The 17,989-nt window shown below is 61.2% G+C and carries 14 protein-coding genes; 6 read left to right on the top strand and 8 right to left on the bottom strand.

Annotated elements, in window-relative coordinates:
• Window positions 1-370: 370 nt before the first annotated feature.
• From PAN31108_RS07065 to PAN31108_RS07055, 3 genes are all read right to left on the bottom strand, one after another.
• Window positions 371-1,093, bottom strand: coding sequence for a site-specific integrase (locus PAN31108_RS07065; RefSeq protein ID WP_246183821.1), 723 nt, complete (start codon window positions 1,091-1,093; stop codon window positions 371-373).
• Window positions 1,094-1,864: 771 nt separating this feature from the next.
• Entirely contained in the window at window positions 1,865-2,443 is a 579-nt protein-coding gene (locus PAN31108_RS07060; protein ID WP_150668160.1) for a hypothetical protein, read from the bottom strand.
• Entirely contained in the window at window positions 2,440-2,745 is a 306-nt protein-coding gene (locus PAN31108_RS07055; protein ID WP_150668159.1) for a helix-turn-helix transcriptional regulator, read from the bottom strand. Before PAN31108_RS07055 ends, PAN31108_RS07060 begins: the two co-directional genes overlap by 4 nt.
• Window positions 2,746-2,876: 131 nt before the next feature.
• Here PAN31108_RS07055 and PAN31108_RS07050 point away from each other — a divergent pair, with 131 nt between their 5' ends.
• The 3 genes from PAN31108_RS07050 to PAN31108_RS07040 all read left to right on the top strand — a co-directional run bounded on the left by PAN31108_RS07050 (window position 2,877) and on the right by PAN31108_RS07040 (window position 8,188).
• Window positions 2,877-3,755 carry a TniQ family protein gene (locus tag PAN31108_RS07050; protein WP_150668158.1) on the top strand — a complete coding sequence of 293 codons (879 nt, stop codon included), beginning with the start codon at window positions 2,877-2,879 and terminating at the stop codon, window positions 3,753-3,755.
• Window positions 3,756-4,072: 317 nt separating this feature from the next.
• On the top strand, window positions 4,073-5,143 hold the full coding sequence (locus PAN31108_RS07045; protein WP_150668157.1) for a hypothetical protein: 1,071 nt from the start codon (window positions 4,073-4,075) through the stop codon (window positions 5,141-5,143).
• Between the two features lie 804 nt (window positions 5,144-5,947).
• Window positions 5,948-8,188 (top strand): NADP-dependent isocitrate dehydrogenase, encoded by a 2,241-nt coding sequence (locus PAN31108_RS07040; RefSeq protein ID WP_150668156.1) that lies wholly within the window; start codon window positions 5,948-5,950, stop codon window positions 8,186-8,188.
• Window positions 8,189-8,397: 209 nt separating this feature from the next.
• On the opposite strand, the gene PAN31108_RS07035 is transcribed toward PAN31108_RS07040, so the two are convergent.
• Both PAN31108_RS07035 and PAN31108_RS26320 read right to left on the bottom strand, forming a co-directional pair.
• On the bottom strand, window positions 8,398-9,708 hold the full coding sequence (locus tag PAN31108_RS07035; protein WP_150668155.1) for an MFS transporter: 1,311 nt from the start codon (window positions 9,706-9,708) through the stop codon (window positions 8,398-8,400).
• A 520-nt stretch (window positions 9,709-10,228) separates the two neighbouring features.
• A complete protein-coding gene (locus PAN31108_RS26320) occupies window positions 10,229-10,384 on the bottom strand; it encodes a hypothetical protein (protein ID WP_174994880.1) in 156 nt (51 codons plus the stop codon).
• Here PAN31108_RS26320 and PAN31108_RS07030 point away from each other — a divergent pair.
• Window positions 10,383-11,288 carry a PhzF family phenazine biosynthesis protein gene (locus tag PAN31108_RS07030; protein WP_150668154.1) on the top strand — a complete coding sequence of 302 codons (906 nt, stop codon included), beginning with the start codon at window positions 10,383-10,385 and terminating at the stop codon, window positions 11,286-11,288. The two genes, PAN31108_RS26320 and PAN31108_RS07030, sit on opposite strands and share 2 nt — an antisense overlap.
• Here PAN31108_RS07030 and PAN31108_RS07025 read toward each other — a convergent pair.
• The 3 genes from PAN31108_RS07025 to PAN31108_RS07015 all read right to left on the bottom strand — a co-directional run bounded on the left by PAN31108_RS07025 (window position 11,263) and on the right by PAN31108_RS07015 (window position 15,433).
• Complete coding sequence (locus tag PAN31108_RS07025; RefSeq protein WP_150668153.1) at window positions 11,263-12,465, bottom strand: arabinose transporter; 1,203 nt, start codon at window positions 12,463-12,465, stop codon at window positions 11,263-11,265. The genes PAN31108_RS07030 and PAN31108_RS07025 overlap by 26 nt on opposite strands.
• 507 nt (window positions 12,466-12,972) lie before the next feature.
• On the bottom strand, window positions 12,973-14,580 hold the full coding sequence (locus PAN31108_RS07020; RefSeq protein WP_150668152.1) for a Na/Pi cotransporter family protein: 1,608 nt from the start codon (window positions 14,578-14,580) through the stop codon (window positions 12,973-12,975).
• Window positions 14,581-14,782: 202 nt separating this feature from the next.
• Window positions 14,783-15,433 carry a TetR/AcrR family transcriptional regulator gene (locus tag PAN31108_RS07015; RefSeq protein WP_246183820.1) on the bottom strand — a complete coding sequence of 217 codons (651 nt, stop codon included), beginning with the start codon at window positions 15,431-15,433 and terminating at the stop codon, window positions 14,783-14,785.
• A gap of 133 nt (window positions 15,434-15,566) precedes the next feature.
• On the opposite strand from PAN31108_RS07015, the gene PAN31108_RS07010 reads away from it, so the two are divergent.
• Both PAN31108_RS07010 and PAN31108_RS07005 read left to right on the top strand, forming a co-directional pair.
• Window positions 15,567-16,406 carry a metal-dependent hydrolase gene (locus tag PAN31108_RS07010; RefSeq protein WP_150668151.1) on the top strand — a complete coding sequence of 280 codons (840 nt, stop codon included), beginning with the start codon at window positions 15,567-15,569 and terminating at the stop codon, window positions 16,404-16,406.
• Window positions 16,407-16,915: 509 nt separating this feature from the next.
• Window positions 16,916-17,974 carry a porin gene (locus tag PAN31108_RS07005; protein WP_150668150.1) on the top strand — a complete coding sequence of 353 codons (1,059 nt, stop codon included), beginning with the start codon at window positions 16,916-16,918 and terminating at the stop codon, window positions 17,972-17,974.
• Window positions 17,975-17,989 lie beyond the last annotated feature (15 nt).

Below are 17,989 nucleotides of genomic sequence, written 5' to 3'. Positions count from 1 at the left end.
GTCACGCTACACAATACAACATTATTAGCCTCTGCGCGAGATTCTCCACCGAGAACGGCCGTGCTGTGCTCCTTGCTCGCCAGCAGTCAAGGGCGTGCAAAGTGGGAGCGGCACACGCGAGCACGGTTGCAGCCTTATGGCGACCGGTCGTTGATGCTTATGCCGAGCGTTGTCAACGGTCACGCTGAGTACGTTCTCAAGGCCGCAAGCAGCAAAAAGCCGTCCCTATTTTTGTAGGATCCGCGAATGCGTCGAAAACGACGCAAGTTCGACGCGTTTCGCCGGTGCACCGCCGCTCCGCGTGGTTGACAGACGTGAAACAACGCATAAACGACGCATAGACGACGCATCCGGACCCCGGCATAGGAATTCAATCCGCTTTGTGTTCGCGCCGCTTCGCGCTCGCCATTTTGAATCGGGCGAGGCGATCAACTTTCGGCGAATGCTTGATAGGACGCGCGGTACGTACAAAAGGTACCGTGACCCGTCCGCCACGGCCTCTCCGGCCGTGGACTGCGTGCCCATAGGCGCCTATGGAGTAATCGCTGAGGTGGCCCATGACCTTGGCTGCCTGCTCCAGAGTTATCTCTCGGTCGAAGGTGGCGGCCTTCAAATCGGACGCTACTTGATGGCGGAAACAATACGGACTAATCCGCGTCCGCAACTTTGGGAAGGCGCTTCTGCCTAGGGCCACTACGCTGTTATAAAGGTAATCTTTGTTGTGCGTGATCGTGTACTTGCCGCTCCCGTTGATGGCGCTCTGGACTGCCAAAGCGTGTAGAAAGCGTAATGCAGGGTTAGCATTAGCATCTACGCTAAACCCGATGTGCCGCGTCGGCTGACCGCGCTCTCGGCCACCCGCGTCCACACATTTCGCACCTGTGATCTTGACTACGAGTTGGTCGCGTCCCGCAACAAGCTCGATGCCTTGCTCGATTTCGGCAGGGCGGCATCCTGTGATCCAGAGCACGGCAAGCGCAGGCATTAGCTGCGGCCGTGAGTGCTGCCATTCTGGTGTCGATGCAGCCACCCATATGGATTCGCGCCAGTCTGGCGGCAGCAGCCTAAGTGCAGATTTCTTCGCTTTTCCCATCGTTCACGCCCCTATCAGATTTCTGCGCCCGTTTGATTTCGGTCTTGGCCGGCTCCGGTGCTGTGAGATTTCGGACCAGCGGAAATCGGCCTAACACCACCCCCGAGTCGCTACGCGCCTCGACCCCTGAGGGGTTGGGGCTCGTCAGTTTTAGGCCGCAACACGCCATGCCTTCGCATGTCGGTGTTACGCCCCAAAACCGCCAAGCCCCCTCTTCTCCGACACAAGTCTCGGAGAAGAGACCGACATGGATTTCTGCATGTTGGAAATCAGGACCGACTGGTGTTCGGCACCGAAGGAATTCGGACAAATCGCAGCCGCCGCTGTCGGGTTTCGGTGATGTCGTGCGCAGCCACAAAACCGCCGTTATGCCGCTGACATCGTCATCCCCGCGCCCGCCCGTGGACGGCTGCGCTGCTCACCCCGCGAGAGCGGCGTGGACAGCGCCGGCTCGCTGGCCGGCGTTCCGCAGCCGACCACCGGCTCCCCGCGACGCTTTGCCTTCGGCCTGACGCGCCCCAATGGGGCTTGCCCAAGCGACAATGGCAGTCCGACCACAAGCCCCCTCTCTGCAAGCCAAAGCCGTTGTTGAGCAACCCGCGCACATTGCGAGCGCCGCGAGCCCGGATCGAGCCGCACGGGGACCCGCGCCACAGGCGCGGGGAGAGCGGCGGCCCGCAGGGACGATCCGGCTGGGCAGCAAATTGACCATCACAGAATGCATGGAACAAAGCACGAGGGTCATGGCCGCGTTCGCGAAAACGACAGCATTCAGCATGCCTGCAACTGCGTGCGGATGCGTCGCTGAAAATCCGATGGATCTTCCCCGGGCCACGCTTCAATCCCAACGAGCTTGCCAGCTCGTACCATACCTTCCGTAGTTCTCCACCATCCGGCCGGTAACCGCATCGTCCCTTCTTCTTGGAAAGAAGCCTTCTCCTTCTCCTTACCCTTACCGGGCTTTGGCATTGATTTATAAGTACTTTCAACTTTTATCCACAGATCGCGACTTTGAATCTTGGCAATCGAACTCCACAGGGCCCCTCTCGCTGGCACGGAGTCGAACCTGTGCCAGCGAGGCCAGTCGGCAACAAAAACCTCACCCGTTGACTTGTCGCGCTGAATCAAGCCACGGCGCGAAAACTCGTCGAGTGCATCGTCAAGGCTTGCGGCCGTCATGCTAAGGTCAGCCGCAAGCCGGTCCACCCCGAGCAGGTAGCAACCGCACGCTGTTGTATCCGGGTTGAAATACAGCGAGACGTAGATGAATTTCTGTTGGGTGATCATGTCCCTCACACGCGGCCAAGCCATGATGTTGACCGGAACAGGGCGGGTGTCGACGCCGCTCATCTGGCTTGTGCAGTGAACTCGCCGTCCTTGCGCCGGCGACCACGACGAGGCTTATCCGAAATTTCACGCGGTTGAGCACTTGGCAGACTGCTGATCCAGGCACGAACGTCGCCAGCTCGCCAACGAACATACCGATTCTGACGAAATACCGGTTTCGGGAGCGCGTCAGGTGCACGGCACAACATGTGGTAAATCGCGTTGCGAGTCTTGCCAATGAGTTCGCCAAACTCATCGGGGTTTAGCAACGCCGCGTTATCCATCTGCGCAAACGCCACACGGAAATCTCTTATATCCTTATCCATATTCTTTGCTCGTAGCTTCCGGGTATCCATCAGTTTTGCTAGGATGCCTTCACGTCCATAGCACAGCCAAAAGGGCAATCGGTGAGGTTTCGGTGAGTGACGGCAAACCACGTTGGAAGTCAGGGCGACACATGGGTGGCGAACTCGGCCAGCGTCGGCTGAAGAACGTGACCGTGAGGCTTTTACAGCTGATCGAGCGAAGGTCCGGTCTGTCTCCAGAGGTACTGGAACAGCGGTACGATTTCGGGCTTAGAGGGACATTCGACGTTGAGACGGGGCAAGAATGGAAGAGGTATGCGCATGAGCCGTCTGAAGATCGCCGCAAGAATCAAGCTCTCTCCATTTATCGGCTTCGACAAGTCGCCGCTGACGCAGTCACGATGCAGCATGTGACGCTGGAAGACTTGCGCGAACTAGGTGTGCTCCAGCTACTTGACGAAAATAATCCCCGCAGCCGGTTTAAGAGAGAACAGAAGGCTCTTCACGACTTCCAAACCGGCCTCAAGCGGCTTTCCGAGGGCAAGTTGCCCCTCGCGTCAGGAGGAGTAAAAGGTGGACGGCCTCGGAAGCTGGCTCAAGCTTCCATCGCTGAGCGGCTTGAGTCCTACAGCAGTTGGTTAGCTCGTCTTGCCTGCCTCGGTGGTGTCGTTTTCGAGGATCGAGACTCTGTCGCAGACCAAGACTTGTGGCTGCAGCAACTCGCCGCAGATGAGGGACGCTCCATTGAGGATGCAGACTACGCGCTCTTGGCGGATTGCGATTGGCCGTTTGATCCAACACGGCCGACCGGTGCTGCACTCACTCGCCTTCGGATTCGGTTCGCAGGTGGAAACGTGGGCGAACCTTGGTGTCCGAAATGCCGCCCTATAGAGATGAAATGGAGTCATTTGTTCGTTGAGCCGTGGGCCAGGATATCGGCGGCCACGGCAACAGACGCCGAGCTTGACCTATTTTTCCAAAGCGTTGAGAGAGAGCTCAGTAAGTCATTGAATGCGTCGACAACTTATTGACGTGAATATTGTTTCCACTCTATGGTAAGAAAAAATAGAAAATGAGGCCCGGCCCAGTTTCCGAAGATACCGAAGTCGCAAACGCCTTCGAATGGCTCCAGTCTTGCTCTCGCGATTCTAAGCACCTCGCTTCGCGGATAGCTGTTGCTCGCGAACACTACCGGCAAAACTCATCCTTCGCCGACAGACAGTGGCGGAGCCTCGATGACCTTCTGCTACCGGCTGATCCATTAGCAAGTTATCTCGCACTGGTTGATGGATTCCTGCGGAATAGCCGACTGTATGATCTTCGTCTCGGACCTAGGGTAATTCCGCTCATGAAGCGAATCGGGGCTGCAATTCCCGATTTGCGCGATATGTTCGGAGCCAAAGAACGCGCTCGAAGGTTGGTCGATACTTTCCACGAGCACCCGGACAGCGGTCTGTTTGAGCTGGCGACGGCCGCGCGATATCTGAGGGAAGACCTAGATCTCGAATTCATAGAGGAGACGAGTGAGCCAACCCCTGATCTTCGCGCTGTTTTCCCGGGTGCCGAGTTACAGATCGAATGCAAGAGACTAAGACCGAGCGATTATGAACAGCGCGAGTCGCGACTTGCTCAGAGCCTCTTCGATAAGTTTCAGACCTTAGTGCATGAACGTCGGTTGAGTGTTTCCCTAGATGTAGAATTCAAAAAAGAACTCCACGAGGTTCCACAGGATTACCTCGTTCACCGCGTCGAGCAGGCGCTCAATTCTCGTATCTTTGTACGCAAGGACTATCCATGGAGCGATGAGTTTGCGGATGGGAGTGTGTGCAATGCGAACCTATATGCGGTCCGCGAGGACGTTGAGGATAGCTATCTGCTAGTCGGCCCCAAGATGGGTCGTCTGTTATCTGGAAGGGTAGTAACCGAAGGAAGCTATTTCCTCGCGGTGGGGGGCGCTCCGTGTCAATTCGACCCTCGATTCATGGACAACATCGAATACGGATCGGTTGTGACCTGGGGCTGTTCGTCGCCAAATTCTGTCAAAGCACGTTCGCGCTACGTCAAGACAAAGCTCAAAGAAATCGATCGCCAAACGCGAGCTGCTCCAGCAGCAATTGCTCACGTCGCGATGGATGCTGAGCGCGACCCGCATACGTCCGACCAGCGATTCAAGAAAAACCAAGAGACCGTCATCGGCTTTCGGTGGGATTCTCGTGTCATGGAGATCCACCTTCACTATTTCCTTGCGCGTACGTCCGAACATGACTCCTGGATGATCGATGAAACAGTCGACCAGTTTTCGGCGGGGCACGGGGCGATCATCGGAAATCCAGCAATCCTAGTTGGCGAGGACAACCCATTGCTTGATAGACGGTTACCGGCGTGGCATCAGCCGCCACCGCCGCACGACGTCGCATGATAGCAACACCGCTGAACAGGTCGGAGCGAACGTAACAAAACTGACGTGCCGCAGGACAACCCTCGCAATGTAGCGCAGTCGGGTGCAAAACCGGTGCAGCCCGCGAGGCGGATCCCAAAAAATGATGACATGTGTAGGAAACTAAAAATGCTGTAAACTCAATGATGTACGACGAGATCGTACACAGGTACTTGGGCTGATTTTCGTTTCACACGGCAGGGGTCACAGGTTCAATCCCTGTACCACCCACCAGATTCGAAGGGCCGACGATGCGTCGGCCCTTTTGCATTCGACGCCAGCATTTTTCATGCGGCACGGAACGCCCTTCGTTTTACCTGCTTTCGCCTCATCTCCCTTATCTTCCCTCCCCCTCTTCCCCGCTCTTCTTTCTCCCCCCACCTTCGAATCTCCGCCCCCTCCGCATCGACATCAAAGTCGCTTTGCGACACCCCCACGCCCAATCCGGCACCTCGCTTATCAACATAGCCTCACTCCGGAAATAGGCTCACCTCATCATAGATTTTTTCTATGAAATTTCATCGATCATCGCAAAAAGAGCCATCCCCTTCTCTCACCTCGCCCGTGCCCACGCCACCCCCGCCCCACGCTACGGGCTTTTCAACGAAGTTATGGGCACTTCCGTGGCAGTCTTATATAAGACCCAAGCATTCACATTACGAAAAGGCATTTCAGTTTTGCCCCCGACCCGTGTCACAATCGGGGAATTCGTCATGGCTAGCGGACTGTCACCCCAGTCGGCGGCGTTCCCCCACCTTTTCCTGATTCTTGAATCCGAGACCAGCGATGAGCACGCAGCAACCCAGCATCATCTATACCCTGACCGACGAAGCACCGCTTCTGGCCACCGCATCCTTCCTGCCGATCATCCGCACGTTCGCCGCACCGGCAGGCGTTGCGATCGAGACCAGCGACATTTCGGTCTCGGGCCGCATCCTCGGTGAATTCCCCGAATTCCTGACCGAAGAACAGCGCGTGCCGGACAACCTGGCCGAACTCGGTCGCCTGACGCAGGATCCGGACACCAACATCATCAAGCTGCCGAACATCAGCGCCTCCGTGTTCCAGCTCCAGAGCGCCATCAAGGAACTCCAGTCGAAGGGCTACAAAGTCCCCGACTATCCGGAAGACCCGAAGACCGACGAAGAGAAAGCCCTTCAGAAGCGCTACTCGAAGTGCCTCGGCTCGGCCGTGAACCCGGTCCTGCGTGAAGGCAACTCGGATCGTCGCGCCCCGCTCGCCGTGAAGAACTACGCCAAGAAGCACCCGCACAGCATGGGCGAGTGGAGCATGGCCTCGCGCACGCACGTCGCCCACATGAAGCATGGCGACTTCTACCACGGCGAAAAGTCGATGACGATCGACAAGGCCCGCGACGTCAAGATGGAACTTGTGACGAACAGCGGCAAGACGATCGTGCTCAAGCCGAAAGTCGCACTGCTCGACGGCGAAATCATCGACAGCATGTTCATGAGCAAGAAGGCGCTGTGCGACTTCTACGAAGAACAGATGGAAGACGCCCGCAAGACCGGCGTCATGTTCTCGCTGCACGTGAAGGCCACGATGATGAAGGTCTCGCACCCGATCGTGTTCGGCCACGCCGTGAAGATCTTCTACAAGGAAGCCTTCGAGAAGCACGGCAAGCTGTTCGACGAACTGGGCGTGAACGTCAACAACGGTCTCGTGAACCTGTACGAGAAGATCGAATCGCTGCCGAGCACGCAGCGCGAAGAGATCATCCGCGATCTGCACGCCTGCCATGAGCACCGTCCGGAACTGGCGATGGTCGACTCGGCCAAGGGCATCTCGAACCTGCACGCACCGAACGACGTGATCGTCGACGCCTCGATGCCCGCCATGATCCGCATCGGCGGCAAGATGTGGGGCGCCGACGGCCGTCCGAAGGACACGAAGGCCGTGATCCCGGAAAGCACGTTCGCCCGCATTTATCAGGAAATCATCAACTTCTGCAAGACGAACGGCGCCTTCGATCCGACCACGATGGGCACCGTGCCGAACGTGGGCCTGATGGCGCAGAAGGCAGAAGAGTACGGCTCGCACGACAAGACGTTCGAGATCGCCGAAGACGGCGTGGCGAACATCGTCGACATCGCCACGGGCGAAGTGCTGCTCTCGCAAAACGTGGAAGCCGGTGACATCTGGCGTATGTGCCAGGTCAAGGACGCCCCGATCCGCGATTGGGTGAAGCTCGCCGTGAACCGCGTGCGCAACTCGGGCATGCCGGCCGTGTTCTGGCTCGACCCGTACCGTCCGCACGAAGCCGAACTGATCAAGAAGGTCGAAACGTACCTGAAGGATTACGACACCACCGGTCTCGATATTCAGATCATGTCGCAAGTGCGCGCCATGCGTTACACGCTCGAACGCGTGATCCGCGGCCTGGACACTATCTCGGTGACCGGCAACATCCTGCGCGACTACCTGACCGACCTGTTCCCGATCATGGAACTGGGCACCAGCGCCAAGATGCTCTCCATCGTGCCGCTCATGGCCGGTGGCGGCATGTACGAAACGGGCGCAGGCGGCTCGGCCCCGAAGCACGTGAAGCAACTGGTGGAAGAAAACCACCTGCGCTGGGACTCGCTGGGTGAATTCCTGGCACTGGCCGTCTCGCTGGAAGACCTGGGCATCAAGACGGGCAACGCACGCGCCAAGATTCTGGCCAAGACGCTGGACGCCGCCACGGGCAAGCTGCTCGACAACAACAAGGGGCCGTCGCCGAAGACCGGCGAACTGGACAACCGTGGCAGCCAGTTCTACCTGTCGATGTACTGGGCACAGGAACTGGCTGATCAGAAGGACGACGCCGAACTGGCCAGACTCTTCGCACCGCTCGCCAAGCAATTGACCGAGAACGAGAAGACCATCGTGGGCGAACTCGCCGACGTGCAAGGCAAGCCGACGGACATCGGCGGCTACTACAAGCCGGACTTCGAAAAGCTCGAACAAGTCATGCGTCCGAGCAAGACGTTCAACGCCGCACTGGCAAGCGTCGCGAAGGCGTAAGTCGTCGCACGCGGTCGACGGACAGTCCGCAAGGGCTGTCCGGCAGCGCCCAATAAAAAAGCTGGTCCACGCTCGTGGGCCAGCTTTTTTGTTTGTGCTACCACAACGCAACACGACGATGCAGCGCGCCCGTATGACTGTACGGCGGTATGACAGTATGACGGTGTGGCGGCGGCAAGCGACGCCGCCCACCCCACCCCACCGCAAGATCAGCGGTTGACCTGTTCCTTCGACTGCGTGAGCGCCAGCACGGCGCCCAGCGCGAGGGCAGCCGACACGCAGTACATGCCCGCGTTGGTGCTCTGCGTTACGTCCTTGAGCCACCCAATGACGAACGGACTCACAAAGCCCGCGAGGTTGCCGATCGAGTTGATCATGCCGATGGCCGCAGCCGCCGAGCCACCGACGAGCAACGCGCTAGGATACGTCCAGAACACCGGCATCGTCGCAAGCATGCCGGCCGTGCCGACCGACAGCGCCACCATCGCGAGCGGCACGTTGTTGCCCCACACCGTGCTCAGGTAAAGCCCTACCGCGCCGGCGAACGACACCACGGCGAAGTGCCAGCGACGCTCGCGCGTGCGATCCGAGCTACGTGCCACGCCAATCATGCTAACGACGGCGCAGGCATAAGGAATCGCGGTCAGCAGACCGACGTCCAGTGCGCTCTTCACACCGCTGGCCTTGATGAGCGTCGGCAGGTAAAAGCCAATGCCGTAGAGACCCATCATGCAGCAGAAATAGATCAGCGCCATGAGCCAGACACGGCCGTTCGCGAACACGGACGCCACCGTTTGCTGCGCCTTACCCACGCTGTCCTGCGCGATGTTGTGTTCGAGAATCGCCTTCTCGTCTTCGGTCAGCCACTTCGCAGCGCGAATGCCGTTCGGCAGATACATCAGCGTGACGATACCGAGAATTACCGATGGAATGGCTTCGATGAAGAACAGCCATTGCCATGCGGCCCAGCCGCCCACCCCGTTGAACGCCGCCAGAATCCAGCCCGAGAGCGGACCGCCCAACACACCGGCGATGGGAATGCCGATCATGAACAGCGCGTTCATGCGGCCGCGACGTTGCGCCGGGAACCAGTAGGTCAGATACAAGACAATGCCCGGGAAGAAGCCGGCTTCGGCCACGCCGAGGAGGAAGCGCACGATGTAGAACTGCGTGGGGGTCTTCACGAGCAGCGTCGCTGCGGAGAGCAACGCCCACGAGATCATGATGCGTGCGATCCACCGGCGCGCACCGACCTTGTGCATGATGATGTTGCTCGGCACTTCGAAGAAGAAGTAGCCGATGAAGAAAATGCCCGCGCCCAGACCGTACACGGTCTCGCTGAACTGAAGATCGTTCAGCATTTGCAGCTTGGCGAAGCCGACGTTCACGCGGTCCAGATAGGCCGCGACGTAACACAGAAAAAGGAACGGCAACAAACGCCACGTCGCTTTTGCGTAGGCTTGCGCCTCGATCTCGCGCGTATGCGCATTGGCTTTGATACCGCTAGCGATAGTACTCATGGTCTCCACTTCGAACCTCGGCTGCCACGCAGCCTGAATTGACTGCAACGCTGCATCCGGACCACTCGCACCGATCACGCTGCCTTACCGACTCGACCGCTCTTAAGACCTCACGATTCCCGTGTTACGAGAATCGATCCCGCGGGGCCCGGCACATTGTCTCCGGACGTCGCGTATGCCCCGAAAGGCCGTTGTGCGACGTTTCTCACCCTGCCATCCCCTTTTGTTATTGGGAGGCCGACGCGGATTGTAAACCATAGGACACCGCTCAATATGGAACGACTCCTCGGTCTTTAAGCGATTTCTTAAATACCGTCTGCCGCCGGTGTCGTAAACACGCGACGTTGTCCCGCACTGACATGACGCCGCAGCATGCACGGCGTCAACCGCGAGACGCCGCATATCGCGGTCGATATAGCCACTGACACGCCTGTGCATATGCGGAAAAGTCTAAAAAATTGCGATGAAAGCGGTCGATTCTTCGCTGACAGACGTGTGCTTTCGCGCGTAATCTTGACGTTCACAGGCCGTCATCGACGATGCGCCCGAGACAGGCCCGGCATCGCAGCGCATGCCCCTCGACGCACATCGCAACGCCCGCTAACGCCACCACTGCCGCCACTGCCGCCACTGCTACCACTGCTACCACTGCCGCTACGGATTTCCACACCGTCATGACATCCCACACCCCGCTCCCACTTACGCTTCCCGCACCGGCAACCGTCTCGTTGGTCAGCGTGTTCCCTGCTGCGGTCAATGGCGGCAACCCGGCCCCGATCGTGCTAGATGCCGACGCCATGCGCGCCGACGACATGCGAGCCGTAGCCGCACATTACGGTCATGAAAGCGCGTTCGTCATGGCGGCGCAAGACACGCGCAACGCGTGGCGCTTCCGCTTCTTCGTGCCGAACCACGAGATGGAGATGTGCGGGCACGCCACCCTCGGCGCGCTATGGGTACTGCGCCGTGCGGGGCGCTGGGATGGCCGCCCGGTCACGATCGAAACCCTCAGCGGACAGGTTTCCGGTCGGGTCGCCGCCGACGGCGAGCACATTGAAGTGAGCCAGCCGGCGGGACGCACCGAACCGATTCTCGACGCGAGCGCTATCGCCGCCATCTGCGCCATATTGCGCGTCTCGCCCGACGACATCGCGCTCGAAGGCATCTGCAACGCCGCGACCAGCCGTGTGAAGACGCTGGTACCGCTGCGCAGCGTCGAACGGTTGCACACGCTGACGCCCGACTTCTCGACCCTGCTCGCCACGTGCGACGCCATCGGCTCCACCGGCCTCTACCCATGCGCGCGCGAAAACGTGGGCGATGGGCAGGCGCTGCCGGTGCTGCAAGCTCGCCAGTTCCCGCGCTCGTCCGGGTATCCGGAAGATGCCGCGACCGGCATTGCCGCTGCGGCCCTGCTTTACGGTGCGCGCCGTTACGGCTGGCTGGCGCCGGGCGAACGTGGTGTCGTCGTGCGCCAGGGCGTGGCGATGGGCCATCCGTCTGCCATTACCGTGACGCTGCGCGATCCGCTCGACGCCGCCGCCGGCTGTTGGATCAGCGGCGACGTCCACGCAATCTGACGACCACGAACACGCCTACGACCGCCGCCAGCGCGCCGCACAGAAACACGGCGCGATAACCGAACGGATTGGCGACGGCGCCGGCGAGCGGCCCGGTCGTGAGAATCGCCACGTCCTGAAATGCAGCGTACGTGCCCAGGCTCGTGCCGCGACTCGCCGCCGGCGCGCGCCTGACCACTTCGATACCGAGCGACGGGAAGGTCAGCGACGCCCCCGCACCGGCCAGCGCCGTGCCGAGCAATGCCAGCCATGCGACCGGCGCCTGCCACACGACCAACAGTCCGATCGCTTCGACCACCAGCGACATCTGTGCGACGCGCAGATTGCCGAAGCGCTCCGGCCAGCGTCCGCCGATCAGACGCATCAGGACGAACGCCAGACCGAACGCCGACAGCGCGATGGCCGCCCCGGCCCAGCGCGACGCCTCGAAGTAAAGCACCACGAACGCACCGACTACCGCGAAGCCGACGCCCTGCAATGCCAGCGCCAGCCCCGGCAGAAACACGATACGCAATACCTGCGAGTACGGCAGCGCATCGCCGGCCTGATGCGCCGGCGCCACCGCAGGAATCCGCGAAATGACGGCCCAGCCGGCCAGCGGCAGCACGCAGATCGCGATGGCCACCCCGACGAGGGCCGTTGGCGCGTACAGCGCCAGCCCCAGCGGCGCACCGACCGCGAAGCCACCGAAGACGGCCGCGCCGGTCCAGGACATCACACGGCCCGACTGCGCCGCGCCGAGACTGCCGATGGCCCACGTCAACGTGCCCGTAATGCAAAGGCTTTCGCCCACGCCGAGCAGCAAGCGCGCCACCGTCAGCAAGGCAAGGCGCGGTTCTGGGGCAACCGACAGCACGCTCGTGACAAGCAACGCGATCCCGGACAACCCGACGAACGACAAACCATGAATGAGCGCGACGCGCGCGCCGCGCTGATCGGCGGTGCGCCCGGCGAACTTGCGCGTGAGCACCGTGGCGAGCGACTGCACGCCCACGGCAAAGCCGACGATAACGTTTTGATACCCGAGAGTGTTGTGCACGAACAGCGGCACGACCGAGAGCGACATGCCGATGGTCAGGCACGCGAGAAAAACGTTGAGGGAAAAGCGCACAAGCAACGCCGTGGCGTTGGGCGGCGCGGCGGCCACGTGATTGGCCGATGCAGCGGAGGACGACATGCGAAAAGACTCCAATGGTTGCCGGGCGACGCGGGACGGCAAGCGGCGAACGACGAATACCAGACGCCAGCCGGCAGATGAACAACCGCAACTGCGCATCGGTATCGAAACGGGCAAATCGGGGAGAGACGGCGCTTGTGGCGCTCAGGAAATCCGGTACAGCGCTGAATGGGCTGCCCGGTCGTTCACCGGCGAACGCACGCCCCTCGACCGACGTGCCGGATCGACCGGCCGCTGTCGCGGAGAATGCGTTGTTTGACGTGAACGCTTACGTGACACCGGCGAGAGGTCTGCCAGCGCCAAAAATCTGTCCGTATTCTAGCTACGCATATTGCGTTGCGCAAGCGACGTACATGCTTCGCAAAACCGGCGTCATCCGACGATACCGCACCCGCCACCCTCCGCCGCACCGCCCCAGCGTTGTCCGCGCCAATCGCGACGGCCCGCCCCTCGGGCGACCTTGTGCCGCCACCGCAACGCGTACGACGGTTCGACGCGACAGCGCGCTCAGTCGATCGGATCGGTGCCCCGGGCCCGGCGGGTACTGGCCTTGAGCGTTTGTTGCAACGCGCGTCGCAAGGCGCTGTAACGACGCAACGCCTCCTCCATGACGGCGATGCGCACATTGCCTGCGGCGCCGTCGGCCAGCAACTTGGCCTTCAGCCCGCCATACGACGCTTCCATTGCAGACGCGTAGGTGCCGAGCGACTCCCCGCCGTCTGCCGGCAAGACGTCGCTTTCCACGCGATCGAGCAGCGCCGTCGATTCGCGCACGAACGTGGTGTAGACATCCGACAGCCCCGTAGCCGTGCTCGTCTGATCCTGCAATGCCGCAGCGGCAATCGCCTGCTCGGCCGCGCTCTCGAAGTAACGCAAGGTTCGCAGCGTATCGGCGAGCTGTTCGGCCGCAGCGGCCCCCATCGCCACCCGGCTCATGCGTTCGGCGAACGATTGGCAGACGCTGCCCAGCCGCACCACGGACGCATGCGCCTGAGCCAGCGCACCGGGGCTCGTGCCCATGAGCGCGCCGCGCACCATGTGCCGGCTCATCACGCCGAGACGTTCGACTTCGCGCTTGAGCGCGTCCACCGCCAGTTGCGGCACCTGGAGCACGTTGTCATCGAGAAACTGCGGTGCGCCCTCGTCTTCCTCACGCGTCCGGAAGCGCCGTTGCAGCCAGTGCAGCAACGGCGTGGCGAGCGGAATCATCAGCAGCACGCCGAGCACGTTGAATGTCGTATGGAAGATGGCGAGTTTGATGGCCGGGTCTGCGGCGTAGCCCATCCACACCATGCCGGCCGCAATGGCGCGGATCATCCACGGCAAGAGCAGCAGCGCGACCACCGCAGCGACCACGTTGAAGGCAACGTGCGCCATCGATGCACGTCGTGCGTTCGGCGTCGCGCCGATGGCCGCAATCACCGCCGTGACGGTCGTGCCGATGTTCGCGCCGATCACGACGGCCGCCGCGCCTTGCGCACTGAGTAGCCCGTTTTGCGCGGCCGTGAGCGTAATCGCCATCGCTGCCGCCGACGACTGCACGATGCACGTGAGTACGAAACCGACGATGACTTGCAGCAGCACATCGAGCGGCCCGTCGCCGTCGGGCATGCGGATCATGCCGGCCATGTCGATGAACGCCGATTGCAGCAGCGAGATGCCGAAGAACAGCAGGCCGAAGCCCGCGAGCGCGTTGCCGATCGCCCCTCGCCGGGTGCCCGCGCCCGTCAGACGCATCGCCACGCCGACGGCGATCATCGGCAACGCGAAGGCGTCGATATTGAACTTGAGACCGATGACCGCGACGATCCACCCCATCATGGTGGAACCGAGGTTCGAGCCGAACATCAGCCAGAGCGCCCCGCCGAGCTTGAGCAGGCCGGCATTGACGAAACCGATGGTCGCAATCGTCACGACGGACGAGCTTTGCGTGATGGCCGTGACCAGCACACCGGAGGCAAAGGCTTGCCAGCGTGTTCGCGTCGCGCCGGCCAGAATGCGCTCCAGGGCCGGGCCGGCGGCAAGCTTCAGGCCGTCCGTCATCATCGCCATGCCGATGAGGAAAATACCGACGCCCCCCGCCAGAATGCTCACCGCCTTGACGATTTCACCCATGCGACGCGTTCCTCGATAAGCACGTGAATCGAACGTAGATCGGACGTTGATCGGACGCCCCACGCCATAAGTGCTACGGCCCGGCGTCTGCCGGTCATGTCCGGTGATGTGTAACGCCGTTGACGGCGGTTGACGGCCGTTGACCGCCGTTGACGGACAGCACCGCCGGCGTTCGACGTGCCGGGATCGGCGCGTGACGGACTCAGCCGTCGGCGCGCAACAGCCCCCAGCATAACCGGTAAAGCTCGTCCTCGAATTCCGGAGTGCCAAGCAATGGCGAATCTTCAAGCACCGCCGAGCGCAGCGTGCCCATGAACGCCCGCGTGAGCACGAACACCGTCGCGGCCGTGGGTTTGCGCATCTCCGGGGCATCCCGGCGCGCCATCGCCACGGCGATATGCTCGGCCGCTTCGCGCATCGCCTGCATGATGTTCTCGTGATGGTCCATCTGCCATGCCATCTTGATGAGCGAGCGCTTCACCCGCCCCCCCGATCCGAACGCCTCGACCAGCAGGCGAATCCGCTCGCGAATGACGCGCTCGGGGTCCGCCCCTTCCTCGGCGGCACGCGCCAACCGCGCGTTCTGCTCGTCCATCACGCGACGGCGCTCGCGCGCAATCATCGCCAGCAGAATCGCCTCTTTGGTCGGGAAGTATTGATACAACGTGCCGATGGAGAAGCCCGCCTTTTTGGCGATGCGATTGGTGGTGAGCGCCGCCTCTCCTTCTTCGTCGAGAACCTGAGCCGTCGCCTCGAAAATGGTCTCGACGGTGTGTTGCGCGCGCGCCTGCATCGGCCGCTTTCGCATGGTGGACGCGGCATTCGGGGTGGCGGGCGGCTTGGAGGCGGACATAGCGGAAAACCTGAGCGGGAAGCGAGTTGCGGCGTGACGCCTGAAAAATGAATAATGCTCACATTCACGGCGAAATTCAAGCGACAGCGCCATGGACGTCACTGGCGTCGGGCATCAAGCGAGGCAAGCGATCATGAGCAACGACATTTCCGCGCTGACGGTGCGCAAACTGACCGTCGATCTGGCCAGCGGCTTCGAGCGTCATTGGCATGGCGGCGACGCTTACCGCACGATGTATTACAACGCGCTCTCCATGAGTTTTCCCGTCGGAGAGCAATCGTTCATCGACTCGGTGCGCGACACGATGGATCGCCTGCCCGACGACGCACGTTACGACAAACTGCGTGCCGACATCGCACAGTTCATCGGACAGGAGGCGACGCATCGCCATCTGCATGGACAGTACAACGCGCAGCTCGCGAAGCAAGGCCTCGTGAACCACTGGGAGCGCTGGGCGACGACGCGAATCAACTGGGCACGACGCCGCAAACTCTCACCGATGTACATGCTGGCGATCACGGCGGCTTACGAACATTGCACGGCGGTGTTCGGCGACGGCGCACTGCGCTACGACCGCTGGCTCGCGAAGGCGCAGCCGAAGATGCGCCTGATGTGGCGCTGGCATGCGGCGGAAGAAACCGAGCACAAAGCCGTGGCGTTCGATCTGTATCGGGCGCTGGGCGGCAGCGAGCGCCAGCGTGTGCTGACCTACCTTTACGTACTGCTCATGTTCGGGCTGGAAAGTCATGCGCAGACGATCAACAACCTCTGGCACGACGGCACGCTCTTCAAACCGAAAACGTGGTGGGGATTCGCCACGATGTTCTTCGGTCGTGACGGCGTCATCTGGCGCACCACCGGGCCGATGCTCAAATACCTGATGCCGTCGTTCCACCCCGATCGTCACGGGGATCCGTCGCTCGCCGAGCACTGGCTTGAAGCCCACAACGCCAGTTGGCGCGCCGTGCGCTGACTGGCGGCGTCATTCGCGCTTGGTTCGGGCTTGGTTCGGGCTTGGTTCGCTTTTGATTTGGTCCTGCTCCGATTGACGCCTGATTCACGTCTGAATTGCATTTGATCGACACCTTGTCCCCGCCTGCGCGGCCGTGATCGCGCTGACCCGACCGGTCAGCGCCTCCGCACGCCCACGTGCCCATATGCCCGCACGCATGGGCATCGCCCTCGCCTCCAACGGCGTGCCCCGTTTCCTTCCTACGCAAGTCATTCAAGCGCCACAGCGCAAGAGGCAAACCGCCCGTGTTAACCCGCGAAGTGTGACGGTAACAACGGAATACCGAGTATCAACGTAGCGTGATATGACGTTTGTGCCGCGTTGATAATAATGATCACGCCTCAACGCAGCACCGATAGCCGCGCGATGCGAAGTCAGTGTGTCGATGACTCAGGCGTGCCCCTTGCACTCTTCGGTGAAAACAGAAGTCCAGAGGCACGCACAAACGAAAACGAGACGGAGACACATTCATGAACAAGGCAGCAGGTTGGCTGCGGGGCGCGCTCGCCCTCGCGGTCTGCGGCGCAGCGGGCGTCGCCAACGCGCAATCCAACCCATCCAGCCCATCCAGCATCTCGCTCTACGGCCAGGTCGACGCCTGGGTCGGCGCCGCCAAGGCCCCCGGCGGCGAACGCGCGTGGACGCAGGGTGGCGGCGGCATGTCGACCTCTTACTGGGGGATCAAAGGTTCGGAGGATCTCGGCGACGGCCTCAAGGCCCTCTTCACGCTGGAAGACTTTTTCCTGCCGCAAAACGGCCAATACGGCCGCTTCACCGGCGACAGCTTCTTCTCGCGCAACGCTTACGTCGGCCTGCAATCGAGTACGCTCGGCACCGTGACGCTGGGACGGCTCACCACGTCATACTTCGTCTCGACGATTCTCTTCAATCCGTTCGTCGACTCCTATACCTTCAGCCCGATGGTCTATCACACGTTCCTCGGCCTCGCGGGTCAGGGCATCGTAGGCGACTCGGGCTGGAGCAACGCCGTGATGTACGCCACACCCGACTACAAGGGGCTCGGCGCCAGCATCTCGTACGCCTTCGGCAACAAGGCCGGCGAGGCCGGACAGAACAAGTGGAGCGCCGCGGCGATGTATTTCCACGGCCCGCTTGCCGCGACCCTCGCCTATCAGCAGGTCAAGTTCGATGCCACGCCCAACGATCAGGCAGGCATCACCGGGTTTCGCAATCAGCAAGCGCTGCAAGCCGGTGTGACTTACGACTTCAGGGTCGTCAAGCTTTTCGGCCAATATCAGTACATCAAAAATACGATCAGCGGCGGCAACCTGACGTCCAACGGCGGCCAGCTCGGCGTGACCGTGCCTTTGGGGGGCGGCAATGTGATGGCGTCCTATGCTTATACGAAGAACGCCGGCGCAGACCACCGCAGTCGCAACACGTGGGCCATCGGCTACGACTACGGTCTGTCCAAACGCACCGATGTTTACACGGCCTATCTGAACGACAAGGTTTCCGGGCTCGACGCCGGGAATACTTTCGGGGTGGGCATGCGCATGAAGTTCTGACAAACTCGCCTCACA

Source organism: Pandoraea anhela, from assembly GCF_902459655.1.
Taxonomy (GTDB): domain Bacteria; phylum Pseudomonadota; class Gammaproteobacteria; order Burkholderiales; family Burkholderiaceae; genus Pandoraea; species Pandoraea anhela.
The sequence above is the reverse complement of the archived record's forward strand: the minus strand, read 5'-3'. Positions and strand labels throughout refer to the sequence as shown.

Coding starts and splice junctions, on each gene's coding strand:
- PAN31108_RS07025 (WP_150668153.1), bottom strand. CDS start 12,465: ATGTCGTCCTCCGCTGCATCGGCCAATCACGTGGCCGCCGCGCCGCCC.
- PAN31108_RS07020 (WP_150668152.1), bottom strand. CDS start 14,580: ATGGGTGAAATCGTCAAGGCGGTGAGCATTCTGGCGGGGGGCGTCGGT.
- PAN31108_RS07045 (WP_150668157.1), top strand. CDS start 4,073: ATGAAGCGAATCGGGGCTGCAATTCCCGATTTGCGCGATATGTTCGGA.
- PAN31108_RS07065 (WP_246183821.1), bottom strand. CDS start 1,093: ATGGGAAAAGCGAAGAAATCTGCACTTAGGCTGCTGCCGCCAGACTGG.
- PAN31108_RS07055 (WP_150668159.1), bottom strand. CDS start 2,745: ATGGATAAGGATATAAGAGATTTCCGTGTGGCGTTTGCGCAGATGGAT.
- PAN31108_RS07010 (WP_150668151.1), top strand. CDS start 15,567: ATGAGCAACGACATTTCCGCGCTGACGGTGCGCAAACTGACCGTCGAT.
- PAN31108_RS07005 (WP_150668150.1), top strand. CDS start 16,916: ATGAACAAGGCAGCAGGTTGGCTGCGGGGCGCGCTCGCCCTCGCGGTC.
- PAN31108_RS07015 (WP_246183820.1), bottom strand. CDS start 15,433: ATGTCCGCCTCCAAGCCGCCCGCCACCCCGAATGCCGCGTCCACCATG.
- PAN31108_RS07035 (WP_150668155.1), bottom strand. CDS start 9,708: ATGAGTACTATCGCTAGCGGTATCAAAGCCAATGCGCATACGCGCGAG.
- PAN31108_RS07060 (WP_150668160.1), bottom strand. CDS start 2,443: ATGAGCGGCGTCGACACCCGCCCTGTTCCGGTCAACATCATGGCTTGG.
- PAN31108_RS07030 (WP_150668154.1), top strand. CDS start 10,383: ATGACATCCCACACCCCGCTCCCACTTACGCTTCCCGCACCGGCAACC.
- PAN31108_RS07050 (WP_150668158.1), top strand. CDS start 2,877: ATGGGTGGCGAACTCGGCCAGCGTCGGCTGAAGAACGTGACCGTGAGG.
- PAN31108_RS07040 (WP_150668156.1), top strand. CDS start 5,948: ATGAGCACGCAGCAACCCAGCATCATCTATACCCTGACCGACGAAGCA.
- PAN31108_RS26320 (WP_174994880.1), bottom strand. CDS start 10,384: ATGACGGTGTGGAAATCCGTAGCGGCAGTGGTAGCAGTGGTAGCAGTG.